Annotated in this window: 14 protein-coding genes; 4 read left to right on the top strand and 10 right to left on the bottom strand. The window is 62.8% G+C overall.

The annotated features are described in order from the left end of the window. Positions 1-82 precede the first annotated feature (82 nt). The 3 genes from ABDW49_RS10590 to ABDW49_RS10600 are packed head-to-tail and all read left to right on the top strand — an operon-like array spanning position 83 to position 4,373. Positions 83-1,276, top strand: coding sequence for an HlyD family secretion protein (locus tag ABDW49_RS10590; RefSeq protein ID WP_343611770.1), 1,194 nt, complete (start codon positions 83-85; stop codon positions 1,274-1,276). Next, complete coding sequence (locus tag ABDW49_RS10595) at positions 1,276-2,850, top strand: DHA2 family efflux MFS transporter permease subunit (RefSeq protein ID WP_343611771.1); 1,575 nt, start codon at positions 1,276-1,278, stop codon at positions 2,848-2,850. Before ABDW49_RS10590 ends, ABDW49_RS10595 begins: the two co-directional genes overlap by 1 nt. Continuing rightward, positions 2,847-4,373, top strand: a complete 1,527-nt coding sequence (locus tag ABDW49_RS10600) for an efflux transporter outer membrane subunit (protein WP_343611772.1) — start codon at positions 2,847-2,849, stop codon at positions 4,371-4,373. Before ABDW49_RS10595 ends, ABDW49_RS10600 begins: the two co-directional genes overlap by 4 nt. A 49-nt stretch (positions 4,374-4,422) precedes the next feature. Here ABDW49_RS10600 and ABDW49_RS10605 read toward each other — a convergent pair whose 3' ends face one another. The 6 genes from ABDW49_RS10605 to cyoA all read right to left on the bottom strand — a co-directional run bounded on the left by ABDW49_RS10605 (position 4,423) and on the right by cyoA (position 9,289). Beyond that, positions 4,423-5,031, bottom strand: coding sequence for an NAD(P)H-dependent oxidoreductase (locus ABDW49_RS10605; protein WP_343614237.1), 609 nt, complete (start codon positions 5,029-5,031; stop codon positions 4,423-4,425). A 68-nt stretch (positions 5,032-5,099) separates the two neighbouring features. After that, positions 5,100-5,270 (bottom strand): hypothetical protein, encoded by a 171-nt coding sequence (locus ABDW49_RS10610; RefSeq protein WP_157098850.1) that lies wholly within the window; start codon positions 5,268-5,270, stop codon positions 5,100-5,102. A gap of 75 nt (positions 5,271-5,345) precedes the next feature. Continuing rightward, the gene (gene cyoD, locus ABDW49_RS10615; RefSeq protein WP_343611776.1) at positions 5,346-5,726 is read right to left on the bottom strand and encodes a cytochrome o ubiquinol oxidase subunit IV; all 381 of its coding nucleotides are present in this window, start codon (positions 5,724-5,726) and stop codon (positions 5,346-5,348) included. After that, a complete protein-coding gene (gene cyoC, locus ABDW49_RS10620; protein WP_343611778.1) occupies positions 5,723-6,391 on the bottom strand; it encodes a cytochrome o ubiquinol oxidase subunit III in 669 nt (222 codons plus the stop codon). Before cyoC ends, cyoD begins: the two co-directional genes overlap by 4 nt. Continuing rightward, a complete protein-coding gene (locus tag ABDW49_RS10625) occupies positions 6,388-8,406 on the bottom strand; it encodes a cbb3-type cytochrome c oxidase subunit I (protein ID WP_343611780.1) in 2,019 nt (672 codons plus the stop codon). Before ABDW49_RS10625 ends, cyoC begins: the two co-directional genes overlap by 4 nt. Further along, positions 8,396-9,289: a ubiquinol oxidase subunit II gene (cyoA, locus tag ABDW49_RS10630; protein WP_343611781.1), complete on the bottom strand. Its 894-nt coding sequence runs from the start codon at positions 9,287-9,289 to the stop codon at positions 8,396-8,398. The genes ABDW49_RS10625 and cyoA overlap by 11 nt, the downstream gene beginning before the upstream one ends. A gap of 312 nt (positions 9,290-9,601) precedes the next feature. Between cyoA and ABDW49_RS10635 the strand changes: the two genes are divergently transcribed. Continuing rightward, complete coding sequence (locus tag ABDW49_RS10635) at positions 9,602-10,903, top strand: Gfo/Idh/MocA family oxidoreductase (RefSeq protein WP_343611783.1); 1,302 nt, start codon at positions 9,602-9,604, stop codon at positions 10,901-10,903. Here the strand turns inward: ABDW49_RS10635 and ABDW49_RS10640 are convergent. From ABDW49_RS10640 to ABDW49_RS10655, 4 genes are all read right to left on the bottom strand, one after another. Then, on the bottom strand, positions 10,900-11,883 hold the full coding sequence (locus tag ABDW49_RS10640; protein WP_343611785.1) for a cation diffusion facilitator family transporter: 984 nt from the start codon (positions 11,881-11,883) through the stop codon (positions 10,900-10,902). The two genes, ABDW49_RS10635 and ABDW49_RS10640, sit on opposite strands and share 4 nt — an antisense overlap. Positions 11,884-12,042: 159 nt before the next feature. Next, complete coding sequence (locus tag ABDW49_RS10645) at positions 12,043-13,992, bottom strand: PAS domain-containing protein (RefSeq protein WP_343611787.1); 1,950 nt, start codon at positions 13,990-13,992, stop codon at positions 12,043-12,045. A gap of 7 nt (positions 13,993-13,999) precedes the next feature. Next, positions 14,000-14,638 (bottom strand): chemotaxis protein CheX, encoded by a 639-nt coding sequence (locus ABDW49_RS10650; RefSeq protein WP_343611789.1) that lies wholly within the window; start codon positions 14,636-14,638, stop codon positions 14,000-14,002. Then, a complete protein-coding gene (locus ABDW49_RS10655) occupies positions 14,635-15,018 on the bottom strand; it encodes a response regulator (protein WP_343611791.1) in 384 nt (127 codons plus the stop codon). Before ABDW49_RS10655 ends, ABDW49_RS10650 begins: the two co-directional genes overlap by 4 nt. Positions 15,019-15,033: the final 15 nt, after the last annotated feature.

The following is a 15,033-nucleotide window of genomic DNA, read 5'->3' on the forward strand; positions in this document are numbered from 1 at the left end:
CGGGTGCAGTTGCTTGCTTCTCAAGGAACAAATCGACCCGTTCCCTTTTCCTGCCATAGGCCTGCCAAGTTTCCGGGAAAGGATGACGCCTTGCACCGACGATCCCCTTTCCGACCGGAACGCCGCTGATATGGCGGAGGACAGCAAAGAGCCCAAGCGCGAAGCGTCCGACGACAATCCCCAGCAGGAATCGGAACATCAGGATTCCAAAGACCAGCCTTCCAAGGATGAGGGCGAGCAGGAAACCCCGCTGTTCAAGCGCCCGATGTTCTGGATCGTGGGCGGCGGTGTGGCCGCTGTCGTGTTGATCGGCGGTTTTCTGTGGTGGCTCGATGCGCGCCAGTATGAGGATACCGACGACGCCTTTGTCGATGCCCATATTGTGCGCTTGGCGGCGCAAACAACGGGCCGCCTGACCGCCGTCTATGCCGCCGACAACCGCCATGTTCGCAAGGGCGATCTGCTGGCCACCATCGAGCCGGAAACCCCCGCGGCCACCTTTCAGGAAGCGAAATCCAACGTCTCGCAGGCCGATGCCGCGATAGCGCAGGCGCAGGCCAAGGTGCTCTCCGCCATCGCCGCGCAGAAGCAGGCGCGGGCTGATGCGCTGGGGCCCGCCGCCAATGCCGCCAAGGCTCAGGCCGATTACCGCCGCTATCTCGATCTGCAAACCCGCGACCGCATGGCCGTGGCCCCCACACAGGTCGATGCCGCCCGTGCCCAAGCCGAGGCGAGCGCGGCTCAGGCGCTGGCAGCAAGGCGCCAGATCGAAAGCGCGGCCGCCAATGTGCTGGCCGCGCGCAAAGAGGTGCAATCGGCGCAAGCCAACCGGCAGGCCGCCGTGGCGCGGCAGCAACAGGCCAATGTGACGGTCTCCTACACCACGATCCGCGCGCCCATCGACGGGCAGGTGGTCAACCGCTCGGTCAATGTCGGCAGTTATGTGGCGCCGGGCCAGCAGATGCTGGCCATCGTGCCCGACGATCTGTGGGTCACCGCAAATTTCAAGGAAACCCAGCTCGACCAAATGCGGCCCGGCCAGCCGGTGCGCATCCGCATCGATGCCTATCCCGGCGTGGATTTCCCCGGTCATGTCGATTCGATCCAGCGCGGTGCGGGTCAGGCCTTTGCCGTGCTGCCGCCGCAGAACGCCACAGGCAATTATGTGAAGGTGGTGCAGCGCGTTCCGGTGCGTATCCTTTTCAACAACCGGCCCAACCCCGCCTATGTCATCGGCCCGGGCATGTCGGTTGTGCCGCGTGTGACTGTGCGCTGATGGCCCAGGCATCTGGCTGGACCGACGAACGCTCAGCCGCCGGCAAGCGCAATCCCTGGCTGATCGTCGGCATCATCTCGATGGCGACCTTTATGGAGGTGCTCGACACCTCGATCGCCAATGTCTCGCTCACCCATATCGCGGGGAGCCTGTCGGCCAGTCAGGATGAATCGACCTGGGTGCTCACCAGCTATCTTGTGGCCAATGCGGTGGTGATCCCGCTCTCGGGCTGGCTGTCCGATGTGATCGGGCGCAAGCGCTATTACATGATCTCGGTGGGGCTTTTCGGCGTCTCCTCGCTGTGCTGCGGCTTTGCGCCCAATCTCGCGATGCTGGTCGCGGCCCGCATCTTTCAGGGCATGGGCGGCGGCGGGCTTGCCCCTTCCGAGCAATCGATCCTGGCCGACACCTTCCCGCCCGAAAAGCGCGGGCAGGCCTTTGCCGCTTATGGCATCGTCGTGGTGGTGGGCCCGGTGCTGGGCCCGACGCTGGGTGGCTGGATCACCGACAACTTCAGCTGGCACTGGATCTTTCTGATCAATGTGCCGGTCTCGATCCTCTCGCTGTTCCTTGTCCATTTTATCGTCTCGGAGCCCGAGGTGCTGGAAAAGGAACGGCGCGAGCGCTGGAAGGGTGGCCTCAGGGTCGATTATATCGGCTTTCTGCTGGTGGTGCTGGGCCTCGGTTGCCTTGAGATCACGCTGGACCGTGGCGAAACCGACAATTGGTTCGCGAGCGGCTTTATCTGCACCACTGCGATGATAAGCGGCACGTCGCTGATTGGGCTGGTGTTCTGGGAACTGCACCATAGGGAGCCGATCATCGATCTGCGGCTGCTGGCCAATCGCAATTTCGCGATCACCACCACCTTTATGCTGACCACCGGTGCGGTGCTGTTCGGCACCACCGCCATCCTGCCGCAGATGCTGCAACAGGTCTTCGGCTATGATGCCAGCACGGCGGGCATGGCGATGACCATGGGCGGGCTGGCCACGCTGGTTGCCATGGTCATCGTGGGCCGGCTCGCGGGGCGGGTCGATACGCGCCTGCTGCTGATCCCTGCGTTAGCGTCGCAGGCGGCGGCTCTGTGGTATATGACGGGCTGGAATACGCAGATCAGCTTCCACGATGCCTCAATGGGGCGGCTGATCTCGGCGGCAGGGTTGCCGTTTCTCTTCATTCCGATCCAGACAGCGGCTTATGTGGGGCTCAAGCCGGAGAGCACCAATGATGCCTCGGCCATCCTCAATGTTGCCCGCAATCTGGGGGGCAGCTTCGGCATCGCCATCACCCAGGCCGCGCTGATCGAGCGCGGCCAGTTCCACCAGTCGCGCATGGTCGAGACGTTAAGCCCGCTGAACCCAAATTATGCCGAGGCCGTGGCGCAGGCGGGCCCCTCGTTGGGGCTGAGCGACCCGGATGGGGCGACAGCGGTGATCTACCGGCAGGTGCAGCAGCAGGCCGAGATGCTCTCCTACATCGATGTGTTTCACGGCTTTATGATCTTTGTGCTGCTGGTGCTGCCGCTGGGCTTGTTGATCCGGCAGGGCAAAAGCGCGGGAGGCCATGCATGAAGCGGCGCATTCTCCTGCTTGGACCTCTGGCCTTGGCGGGCTGCACCGTTGGCCCGAATTACAGCGCACCGAAACCGCCGATGCCCGCTGCTTTCGCGGAAGATCAGGGCCCGCAGGCCGCGCCCGACCTGCAAGGCTGGTGGCATGCCTATCACGATCCCGAACTGGAGCGGCTGATCGCCATGGGGCTGGCTGACAATCCGGACCTCAAATCCGCCGCCGCGCGTATTCGCGGCGCGCGCGCCCAGGAAAGGGTCGCGCGCTCGGCCTATTTTCCGCAGGTCAATGCCACGGCGGGCAGCACCTATGAGCAGTTCAGCAAGAACGCGGGCCTGTCCTCGCTGGCCAGCCTGCTGGGCGGCGGCGGCAGTTCGGGGGCATCCTCGGCCGGTCTGCAGAACAGTTCGACCAGCGGCATCGCCGCGCCCGGCGATGACATCACCGTCTATTCCGCCGGTTTCGACGCCACCTGGGAGCTGGATCTCTTTGGCGGCACTCGCCGCAGCGTACAGGGCGCTCGCGCTCGCGCTGAGGCGGCTGTGTGGAGTGCGCGCGATGCCCAGCTCTCGCTGATCGCCGAAATTGTCGATGCTTATCTGCAATTGCGCACCCTTCAGGCCCGCGAACAGGTGGCGCGCGAGGAGGTGGACCGGCAGGAAAAACGCTTGGCCATCCTCGACCATACAGCCCAATCCGGCTTGACCCCGCAAGGCGATTTCATCCGCCAGCGCGCGCAACTGGCACAAGCACAGGCCGCCGTTGCCCCCATCGTGGCGGAAGGCAAGGCGCAGATGCATGGTCTCGGCATGCTGGTGGGCCGCATGCCCGATACGCTGATTGCCGAGTTGGCCGTGGTGCCGCCGCCTCTGCCCGCGCCGCCTCAGGTGCCCGCTGGACTGCCTTCGGATCTGCTGCGACGCCGCCCCGATGTCCGGATGGCCGAAAGGCAGTTGGCTGCCGCGACCGCCGATATCGGCGTGGCCGTGGCCGATCTCTATCCGCGCTTTACGCTGACGGGCGCCTCTCAGTTGATTTCCACCGCCCTGGGCAATCTCTTCACCGGAGACAGCCTGCAGCTGACTGGGCAGGCGCAGGCGATGTTCCCTATTCTCGACTGGGGCAAGCGCAAAGGGCAGGTCGCCCAGCGCAAGGCTCAGGCTGATGAAGCTTATTACGCCTTCCAGAAGGCAGTCCTGGGCGCGCTGCGCGATGTGGAGGACGCACTGATCCGCATCCGCAGCGAGCAAGAGCGCAACCGGGCCCTGCGGGGCAGCTTTGCCGATGCTACGCGTGCCAGTCAGGTGGTGGAGGCGCGCTATGCCTCCGGGCTCGTCGATTACGGCGCGGTGCTGGATGCGCGCGCTGCCGAGATTTCAGCGCATGACGCGTTGATCCAGAGCGATGGCGCCCTGCGCCGCGACACGCTGGCGCTCACCAAGGCGCTGGGCGGCGGATGGGAAGGCTTGCCTATGCCAGAGGCGCCGCCGGCGATGCCTTCGTATACCTCCGGCCCTAAACATTGATGGGCTGAACTCTGGCGTGCCAACTGGCACGTGGAATTTCGGGACACCGTCAACCCGGATAGGGCGACTGCTTCAGCAGGCTGGCAAGATAGGCAGCATTCCCCGCTACCATGCTTGCTGTTTTGGCGATGATCCTGGGCGTTTCAGTCAGATCCTTGAAATCGGTCGAACCCATGGCTTCGCCCACCCAATAGCAGGCGGCGATGGAAGGGATGGTCCAGCCCACATCATTCAGCGCCTGAAAAAGCTGGGCGCAGGCATAATGCGCGCCATCCTCATTGCCGACGATCGCAGTCACCGCCAGTCGGCCATAACTGGGCATGCGGCCTTGATCGTCGGTTTCACCCAGGAAGGCATCCATGCGCTCGAGCACGCGCTTGGCCACGCTGCTGATCTGACCTAGCCAAATCGGACTGCCGAAGATGACGATGTCATGGGCAAGGATCTTGGCACGCAGCGCAGGCCAGTCATCGCCGTCACCTTCATCGGAAGTGACGCCCGGTTTGATGTTCAGCCCAGCGACCCGCACGGTTTCGGTCAACGCCACGCCCTTGTCGGCAAAAGCCTTGCCCAGCACCGCGATCATCGCGTCGGTGGACGAGGTCTGCGCGGGATCGGGCTTGAGCGTGCAGTTGAGGGCCAGAGCCTTGAGAATCAGGTTTACCTTTCCGAAAACCGTGCGGTGCTGCGATGGGCAGTCAGGGAGAAGAGCGTCGTCAAACGGCCTTATTGTCCCTCATGGGTGGCAACCTCGGCGGTATCGGGATGTTTGCTCTGTTCGATATGGCCCAGGTTACGGCCCACAAAGCCGAAGATGAGGATCAACAACACGATGACGGCTGCCACAACGCCGCCACGCACACGTCGCTTGGGGGCGGGTTTCAATGGATCTTCCATGGTCTTGCTCCTTCTTGCGACTGAATTGTCTCTTGGAAAACAAGTCCTCCCGAGCTGGTTTGATCCACGCTGGCCTCAGGGCATATTGCCCATGGCGGCATGATCCATCGCCATGCCGTGGCTCAGATGCCCCATGATCCAGATCGAGCCGACGATCACCAGCAGCACGACGAGCGTCCCGAAAGCCAGCGCCAGCACATTGTTGGTGTTGTCCGGTCCGGTGGTGACATGCAGGAAAAACACCAGATGTACGCCCATCTGAGCCACAGCAAGCATCAAGATGGCCACCGGTACCGAAGGCGCCCAGACCAGATTGGTTGAGGCCACCCAGAAGGAAGCGGCTGTCAGCAGCAGTGCGAGGGCAAGGCCCAGCGTATAGCCGCGCAGGCTGGCCGCGCCATCCTGCCCCTCACCGGGAACGGTATCGCCGCTATCCTTCTTGTGTGGATCACTCATCCCCGGCTCCCGAGCAAATAGACGATGGAAAAGACGCCGACCCACACAATGTCGAGCGCATGCCAGAAAAGGCTGAAGCACAGCAGGCGGCGCATGATGGCGGGTCGGAAGCCCTTGACCCAGATCTGCGCCATCATCGTGCCGAGCCATAGCAGACCGACGGTCACATGCAGCCCATGCAGCCCCACGAGCCCGAAAAAGCTGGAGAGAAAGGCGCTGCGCGTGGGCGTGGCACCCCGGGCCAGGAGTTCGGCAAATTCGCTCAGCTCGATGGCGAGGAAAGCCGCGCCCAGCAAGCCGGTGGCGGCCAGACACAGCTGGGTGGCGATCTGGTTCTTGCGCTCGGCCCCCAGACTGGCCAGCCCGCAGCTATAGCTGGAGAGCAACAGGCACACCGTCTCGACCGCGACACGGGTGCGCGTGAAGATCTGCGGACCACTGGGGCCGCCCGCCGTGGCATGGGCCAGCACCGCATAGGCTGCGAAAAAGGCCGAAAACAGCACAATATCGGAGAGGAGATAAATCCAGAAACCATAGCCAACGACGATCCGCTTGGAAGCGGGGCCGCCTTTGCCGTGACCGGTGGTGTGGCGCTGCTTGTCCTCCTCGTTGCGGTTGTGGCCCAGCCTGTGGGGATCGCTTCGTGTGCCCGCTGCGCTGCTCATGCCGGCTCCTCGCCATTCTTGCCATTCCGGCTCAGTCGCGGCGCGCGGGCGGCCCGGCGCGCGCGGTCGATCCTGGCGACCTCTTCGACAGGGATGGCAATCTCGTCACGGTCGCGCCAGGCGAAGACGACAAAGGTGGCATAGGTGCCAAGAAAACCCAGAATGGCCAGCCACCAGATTTGCCAGATCAGCGCAAAGCCGATCAGCGTCGCAAAAAACGCCGTGACGATGCCGGTGGGCGAATTGCGCGGCATGTCGATCGCCTCATAGTCTGGTTCCTCTCCAAGCGTTTGGGTTTCAATGGCGCGCTGTTTCATGCCCCAATAGGCCTCCTCGCCATGTACATTGGGCATCACCGCGAAGTTGAAGGCAGGCGGGGGGGAAGCGGTGGACCATTCCAGGCTGCGCCCGTCCCAGGGATCGCCGGTGAGATCGCGCAGGCGCTCGCGGTCGCGGATGCTGACGCAGAGCTGGATGGCCTGCGCCGCCACGCCCAGCATCATGAAGCCCACGCCGGCCAGCGCAACATGCAGCCAGGGAATCCAATCGTCGACTTCGGTGCGTTGCAGGCGGCGGGTCATGCCCTCCAGCCCGACAACATAGAGCGCTCCGAAGGTCAGCACAAAACCGAGAAGCGAGGGCCAGAAGGCGCGCTTGCCCCAGCGCTCGTCGAGTTGAAAGCCGAAGGCCTTGGGAAACCAGAAACTGTAGCCTGCAAACGCCCCGAAGATCACCCCGCCGACGATCACATTGTGGAAGTGCGCCACCAGAAACATCGAATTGTGCAGCAGGAAATCGGCGGGCGGCACGGCCATCAGCACGCCGCTCATCCCGCCCACCACAAAGGTGACCATGAAGGCCAGTGACCACAGCATGGGGGTGGGGAAGCGCAGCCGCCCACCCACCATGGTGAAGAGCCAGTTGTAGATCTTCACCCCCGTCCCCACCGCGATCACTGAGGTGGCGATGCCGAAGAAGGCGTTCACATCGGCGCCCGCGCCCATGGTGAAAAAGTGGTGCAGCCAGACGAAAAAGGAAACCACCACGATAAACAGCGTGGCCGCGACCATCGAGCGGTAGCCGAACAAAGGTTTGCCCGAAAAGGTCGAGAACACCTCTGAAAAGACACCAAAGGCCGGGAGAATCAGGATATAGACCTCCGGGTGCCCCCATGCCCAGATAAGGTTGACGAACATCATCATGTTGCCGCCCGCCTCATTGGTGAAGAAGTGGAAGCCCAGATAACGGTCGAGGGTGAGCATCGCGAGCGTCGCTGTCAGGATCGGGAAGGCCGCGACGATCAGCATGTTCGACCCCAGCGCCGTCCAGCAGAACATCGGCATGCGCATATAGGACATGCCCGGCGCGCGCATCTTGAGGATGGTGGTCACCAGATTGATACCCGTCATCAGCGTGCCCGCGCCGGAAATCTGGATTGCCCAGAGGTAGTAATCGACGCCTACGCCCGGCGAATAGGTCGTTTCGCTCAAGGGGGCGTAGGGTAGCCAGCCGGTCCGGGCAAACTCCCCCACCACCAGCGACATGTTGACCAGCAGCGCGCCCGAGGCCGTCAGCCAGAAGCTCACCGAATTGAGCGTGGGAAAGGCCACGTCACGCACGCCCAGCTGCAGCGGCACCACGAAATTCATCAGGCCGATGATGAAAGGCATGGCGCCAAAGAAGATCATGATCGTGCCATGGGCGGAAAAGATCTGGTCGTAATGTTCGGGCGGCAGATAGCCCTTGGCCCCGTGGACCGCGATGCTTTGCTGGCTGCGCATCATGATCGCATCGATAAAGCCGCGCAGCAGCATCAACAGCGCCAGCATGGAGTACATAATGCCGATGCGCTTGTGGTCGACGCTGGTGATCCATTCGCGCCAGAGATAGGGCCACAAGCCGCGCCGCGTCACCCAGATCGCCGCCCCCAGCAGCGCCAGCATCACCAGTCCGGCGGCAAAGAGCGGAATGGGTTGCGCAAAGGGGATGGCCGACCAATCGAGTTTACCCAGCATGGTGCGACGCTCCGGAACTGGAAGGGGCGCTTTGCGCGTGACCCCTGGGCCCGGCCTGCGGGCCGGGCGCGGGGGCGATGTGCTGCGCAACGACGGCATCGAAAAGGGTGCCCTGCGGCGCGCGCATCGTTGAGTGCGCAATTGGGCGATGTTGCCGGACTAAATCGGCATAGGAGCGATCCTCGAGGATCGACTGACTCGCCTGGGCTGCCTTCACCCATTGCGCGAAACCAACGCCGGGCAGGGCTTGCACTGCGAAATGCATATCGGAAAAGCCGTCGCCGCTGAAATGGGCGGACTGGCCATAGAACTGACCCGCCCGGTCAGCCCTCAGGTTGAGCTGCGTCTCCATCCCGTTCATCGCATAGATCTGAGAACCGAGGCGCGGCACGAAAAAGCTGTTCATCACGCTGGCCGAGGTCAGCCGCAGATGCACCGGGACACCCACCGGCAAGGCAAGGGCATTGAGCGATGCCACCTGCTGCTCCGGATAGATGAACAGCCAGGCCCAGTCGAGCGAGACCACCTGCACCTCCAGCGGCGGCTGGCGTGACGGGATCGGCCGGCCCGGATCGAGGTCATGACTGCCGATCCAGATCACGCCGCCAAGGAACAGGATCACCATGATCGGGATCGACCAGACGATAAGCTCGACCCGCCCCGAATAGACAAAATCGGGCCGATAATGCGCCCGCGCATTACCGGCTCGATACCACCAGGCCACGCCCAGCGTGGCAAGGATGGTGGGCACCACGATCACGAGCATGATGGCAAGCGCATTGAGCAGGATCGCCAGATCGGCGGAGGCGATTGGGCCTTCCGGCGCCAAAATGCTGGCCGGACCTCCGCATCCCGCGAGCAGCAATGCCGGAGCGAGTGGCACGGTGCGGTCTATGCCATGCGAAAGGAAGGTTCGGCGGCTCACCCTCAAGACAGTGTCGTTGTGCCACGCCGCATGCCGCTGCCTTTGCGGTTTGTCTGCAGAGGCATAGAGCGTCATCCTTGCGTCAGAACTGTGGGTCGGCGGTTCGCTGCGTCAAGGTTCCGAACAGAGGTGAGGGGCTGAGGTTCCCCTCGCTGCGCAGTACCGAAATCGATCAGCCGATCTTCATGGACGGCATGGTGCTTTTCGCGCCGCGACCTCGTCGCGCCTTCATGCATTGCATCTTGCGATATCCGCGAAGGAGCGAAGCTTGTGAACCGACTTGATCGCCTCAACCGCCGCTCTCTGTTTCGTGTTGCAGGGTGGGGCGCCGGGGGACTGATGCTCTCTTCGCGCGCGATGGCGGGCGTGCCTGGCTTCACGCCGCCCAGCGCGGTCGATACCGGCCATGTCGAGAAGGGCAAGATGGTGTTCCCCGCGTGGCGCGACCCGGCCGACACGCCTTCGGGCCCGACGCCCGCGCCCTTGCCGCCGGAACAGCGCGTGGGTTTTGCCATTGTCGGGCTGGGGCGGCTGGCGCTGGAGGAAATCCTGCCTGCTTTTGCCCAATCCATGAAGGCCCGTCCTGTCGCCCTCGTCTCCGGTTCGCCCGAGAAACTGAGGCTGGTTGCCACCCAATATGGGATCAAGCCGGAGGCCTGTTACAGCTACGAGAGCTTCGACAGCATCCGCGACAACCCCGAAATCAAGGTCGTCTACATCGTACTGCCCAATGCCATGCACCGGCTTTTTGCCGAGCGCGCGGCAAGGGCCGGCAAGCATGTTCTCAGCGAAAAGCCGATGTCGGTCAGTTCCGTCGATGCTCAGGCGATGGTCGAGGCCTGCCGCGCGGCGGGTGTCAAGCTGATGGTCGCCTATCGTATCCAGTATGAGCCCTACAACCGCCGCGCCATGGAGATGGTGCGCGACAACGGGCACGGCAGGCTGCTCGCCTATCACGGGATCAACACCCAGACCGTGGCGCAGGACGGCCATCTGCAGTGGCGACACAAGAAGGCCATGGCGGGGGGCGGCTCGCTCTTCGACATCGGCCTTTATTGCCTCAACACGGCGCGCTTCATGACCGGTGAGGAACCGGTGGAAATTTTCGCGACCACATTCTCGCCGCCTGGTGATCCCCGCTTCGCAGAGGTGGAGGAAACCGTGTCTTTCATGCTGCGCTTTCCCTCCGGCACGGTGGCAAACTGCTTTACCAGTTACGGCGGGCGCGACGACAAGCATGCCCGGATGAACCTGGAGAAGGCCGCCATCGATCTGCCCAACTGCTACCAATATGTCGGTCAGCAGATGAGCGTGATCGGGCGCGAAGGCGATGCCACCAGCCGCAACGAACTGGTCCTGACGGCCAAAAACCAGTTCGCCACCGAAATCGACCATATGGCCGAGTGTGTGCTGACCGGGCGGAATCCCTACACGCCAGGCGAAGAGGGTGTGCAGGATCACCGCTTGATGGAAGCGATCTACGACAGCGCGCGCAGCGGCAAAGCCGTGCATCTGCCCCCCATGGCCGGGCTTGATCGCTTTCGCGGGCCACCGCCTGTGCGGGAGGCCTAGGTTTCGACATTGTCCCAGGCGAGGGCGTCAGCGTCCTCGCCGAGATCGTCGAGCACCTCCAGATGGCTCTGGATGGATTGCGCCTCGAGATAGACCCGGCGCACATCTTCAAACGCGTCGCGCATCCTCTCATCCACCTGTGCGACGATGCGCTTCACGATCGCTGCCGGCGTATCATCGCGAAAATCCGCCGAAACGATCAGCAGCACTTCGGAGGGGCCGAAGTGCATGGTGCGTACCTCATTGACATGGTCGATCACCGCGATCTCGCCAAGGATCTCGCGCAGGCGCTCCTCGATCACCGGATCGGCGGCCTGGCCGGTCAGCAGCGTGTAACAGCGCCGGGCCAGGCTGATTGCAGTGACGGCCAGAATGAGACCGATGATGATCGAGGTCCAGCCATCGATCACCGGCATGTCGAGCACGAGTGCGAGCACGGTTCCGGCGAGGGCGACCAGCAGACCCGCGATGGCGGCGGTGTCTTCATAGATCACCGCGAAGATGGTCGGATCGCGATGGGTGCGCAGCGTCTCCAGAAAGCTGAGGGAGCGGTTGCGGGCCTCTTTCTTCACGGCCTTGATTGCCACCAGCAACGACGTGCCTTCCAGCAGGATGCTGACCGCCAGGATAAGCATATTGACCCAGGCATGACTGATTGGCGTGGGATGGCCGATCTTCGCCAGCCCCTCATGGATCGTGAGGCCAGAACCCAGAGCAAAGATCGCCACCGAAACCACGAAGGCCCAAAAATACAAGCGCAATCCATAGCCGAAAGGATGGGGAGCGTCTGCCGGGCGGCTGGCGTCTTTCAGCCCGAAGAGCAGCAGGATCTGGTTGCCGGTATCGACAAGGCTGTGGATGCCTTCTGAGGCCATCGCGGAGGAGCCAGTGTAGGCCGCCCCGCAGAATTTCGCGATGGCTATACCGGTATTTGCCCCCAGGGCGGCAAGCAAGGTCGTTTTCGAAGCATCGGTCGCCATGGCCAGTCCATCTCTCGTATCGTGATGAAAGCTGCCCGCGGGTGGCCCAGTTCCATTTCGGAAGGCCAAAAGGTTTTACACATGCCTTGCAAGGCACGATGTATGTCGCCGTCGATGGCTTAGTCGGCGATGAAGGGTGCCTCTGGGCAGGCTGTCAAATCAGGCCGGCTGCGCGGCGCTTCTCATGGCCTGAATGATGGCCTGCTCCAGCATCTCTTGCGTGAAGGGCTTGCCCAACCGGACGATGCGCGGTTGGCAACCTTCGGGCAGTTCAGAATAGCCACTGGCGAGGATGATTGGAAGATTCGCGTGTTCGAGCGTGACGAGATCAGCCAGCTGTGTGCCGGTCATTTTCGGCATGGCCTGATCGGTGATCAGCAAATCGAGGTCAGGATTTTCACCAATCAGTTCGAGTGCCTCCTGGCCTGAGATTGCTTCGAGCACCTCATGACCAAGGTCTTCAAGCAGGGCGACGGTGTTCATCAGGATCAGTCCATCGTCGTCGACGGCGAGAATTTTGAGCGATGTCAGATCAGCGACAATGTCCGCCGACGTCTGCTGAGCTTTGACGGGAAGCGAGCCCGCCGAGGCAACCGGCAGCAGCAAGGTCGCTTCAGTTCCTTCGTCCAGCACGCTGTGCAGGGTGAAGGCGCCGCCAAGCTGTTCGGCAAGCCCATGAATCATCGAGAGCCCAAGCCCCGTCCCCTTGCCAACGCCCTTCGTGGTGAAAAAGGGCTCGGTTGCTCTGGCGAGGGTGATCTCATCCATGCCCTCGCCATGGTCGATGACCGACAGAGCGATGTAGGGCTCAGGGCGGAGACGCGCATGACGGACCGAACCGTCGTGGCACAGTCTCGCCGAAACGATGATAGTGCCCCCCTGAGGCATGGCATCACGTGCGTTGACCGCCAGATTGAGCACCGCCATTTCGAGCTGATTGCTGTCGGCGAGGACAAACGGCAGGTTCTCATCGAACAGCAGATTGAGCGACCATGCCGGACCCAAGGTACGCTCGACCAACTCACGCATGCCGGTCACAAGTGCAGAGATATCCACCCTTTCCGACGTCAGGTCCTGACGCCGGGCAAAAGCCAACATCCTCTGGGTGAGGGCCGCGCCGCGTTCGGCGCCCTGCATCGCACTATCGAGCAAACGATCGGTCGCGGGATCGGCGGGCAGACGCTTGCGCAGCAGGGCAAGGCTGCTCATGACCGCCATCAGCAGATTGTTGAAATCATGAGCAATGCCGCCCGTCAGCTGGCCCACAGCTTCCATTTTCTGTGCCTGGCGCAGCGCTTCCTCGGCCTGCTGACGGATCGCCACCTCCTCGGCAACCCGGCTTTCCAACCGGTCGCTCCACTCACGAAGTTCGGCCTCCTGCCGTTTGGCGGCGGTGACATCATAGATCACGCCGACCAGCCGAAAACCCGCGCCCTCGTGAATGATCTCGCCGCGGCGGGCGATCCAGCGCTCCTCGCCATCATCGCTTCGCGCGATGCGGAATTCGGCATCGACGCTTTCTGGAATCCGTGTGTCTCCCGGACCCGGGACCAGCGGCGCTGTGTCATCCAGCAAAACGCCGTTGATCGTCTGCACGGGCAGCACCGGGGCAGGGTGCAGACCAAGCAAGCGGCAGAACTCGCCCGAGACCGTGACGGTGGCAAAACCGTCGATATATTCGAAGCTGCCGATGCCGCCCGCACTCTGCGCAATTCGTAATTTTTCCTCGGCCCGCTTGCGCTCGGTGATGTCCACCAGCAGGCCGGTGAAGCGCAGCGGCTCATCGTTGTCGCTGAGATGGCAATGGCCCCGCCCGTGCATCCACAGCACGGCGCCGGCGGCCGTTACAATGCGGAAGTCCTTGGCGAAAAGCTCCGCCCCGGCCAGCAGCCCCGCCACGGCAATACGGATACGCGGGCGATCATCGGGATGGATCGCCTGGAAAAAGATGTTGGTGGGTAGCCCTGCGTGTGCCGCTTCGGGTTGAAGGCCGTAAAGCTCGGCAAAATTCTCGTCGATATGCAGGATGTCGCGCCGGATATCCCAGTCCCAGGTGCCGCTGGCGCCTGCGGCTGCCGGCACGGAAGCGAAGTTGCGCGGCGTCACCATGCCAGGCTCAAGCGTCATCGCCGACGACGCGGGCGATGAATTCGTCGAGCAGGTCTTTCAGGATCTCCAGGGAGGGCAGGTCCATGATCATCGCGATATAGCCGCGAATGTCCCGGCTGCGCACCGCGAAATCGATATAGAGAAAGAGCACGAGGCTCTTTTCAGAGGTTTCGGCTGTCACATCGAACAGGCTGGCGCTGCTGCCGCGCAGCACTTCGGGCAGCGTCATCGTCAGCGAGCGCTTGAGCATATTGGCCATGGTGGCGAGGCAGGCATTGAGGATGATGTTGCCCGTCTCGCACAAGGCCTCGCTCTCCATTTCGACGAGATCCTCAATGGCCACCTCGCCACCGGTCACCGCATGGACAAGCTCAAGGCTGTTGGTCTCGGGGAAGATCAGCAAGGCCCGGCCCGAGAAAGGCCCGGAGAAATCCTGCCTGACGGCCACCAGATCGGTGATTTCACGCTCGCTGATCAGCCGCGCGGCGCGGCGCTGGCTGACCACCTCAATGGAGGGGACGGACAGCAAAACCTGATCGCCAATCATCTTGCGCAGGCTGGAGGCAGCCCGGCTGACGCCGATGTTGACAATCTCCGTCAGCGCATCGCGCTCAAGCTCGCCAAGCGTGATGCTCTCGCCGCTCATGCCCGTTTCGACCGCAGGCGCAGCGCCGAGCCCGAAAGGAAGGGTTCCAAAGCGTCGGCGGTCACCGGCTTGGCCACGAAAGCGGCGCCGATCTCACGCGCACGCGCGATGATCTCATCCTGAATGTTGGCGGTGATGATGGCAATGGGCATGTCGGGGTAGAGAACGCGCAACTCGCCCGCAAGTTCAAGCCCGTCCTTTTCGCTCATGTTGAAATCGATCAGCGCGAGGTCAGGAGCCTGGCTGGCAATGACGTCGAAAGCCTGCGCCGCGCTGCCGGCTTCCAGCTTGTCCCACTCCGGCTGGAGGGCGGCAAGGGCCTTGCCCGCAACGATCCGGGCGAGCTTGCTGTCATCAACAATCAGAACGGTGATCGGCATTGGCTTCTCCGGGCG

The organism is Novosphingobium sp. (genome assembly GCF_039595395.1).
Taxonomy (GTDB): domain Bacteria; phylum Pseudomonadota; class Alphaproteobacteria; order Sphingomonadales; family Sphingomonadaceae; genus Novosphingobium.

Excerpts from the sequence above, each read along its gene's own strand:
- ABDW49_RS10600 (WP_343611772.1), top strand. The coding sequence starts at position 2,847 with ATGAAGCGGCGCATTCTCCTGCTTGGACCTCTGGCCTTGGCGGGCTGC.
- ABDW49_RS10595 (WP_343611771.1), top strand. The coding sequence starts at position 1,276 with ATGGCCCAGGCATCTGGCTGGACCGACGAACGCTCAGCCGCCGGCAAG.
- ABDW49_RS10590 (WP_343611770.1), top strand. The coding sequence starts at position 83 with ATGACGCCTTGCACCGACGATCCCCTTTCCGACCGGAACGCCGCTGAT.
- ABDW49_RS10640 (WP_343611785.1), bottom strand. The coding sequence starts at position 11,883 with ATGGCGACCGATGCTTCGAAAACGACCTTGCTTGCCGCCCTGGGGGCA.
- ABDW49_RS10610 (WP_157098850.1), bottom strand. The coding sequence starts at position 5,270 with ATGGAAGATCCATTGAAACCCGCCCCCAAGCGACGTGTGCGTGGCGGC.
- ABDW49_RS10650 (WP_343611789.1), bottom strand. The coding sequence starts at position 14,638 with ATGAGCGGCGAGAGCATCACGCTTGGCGAGCTTGAGCGCGATGCGCTG.
- ABDW49_RS10625 (WP_343611780.1), bottom strand. The coding sequence starts at position 8,406 with ATGCTGGGTAAACTCGATTGGTCGGCCATCCCCTTTGCGCAACCCATT.
- cyoD (WP_343611776.1), bottom strand. The coding sequence starts at position 5,726 with ATGAGTGATCCACACAAGAAGGATAGCGGCGATACCGTTCCCGGTGAG.
- cyoC (WP_343611778.1), bottom strand. The coding sequence starts at position 6,391 with ATGAGCAGCGCAGCGGGCACACGAAGCGATCCCCACAGGCTGGGCCAC.
- ABDW49_RS10645 (WP_343611787.1), bottom strand. The coding sequence starts at position 13,992 with ATGGTGACGCCGCGCAACTTCGCTTCCGTGCCGGCAGCCGCAGGCGCC.
- ABDW49_RS10655 (WP_343611791.1), bottom strand. The coding sequence starts at position 15,018 with ATGCCGATCACCGTTCTGATTGTTGATGACAGCAAGCTCGCCCGGATC.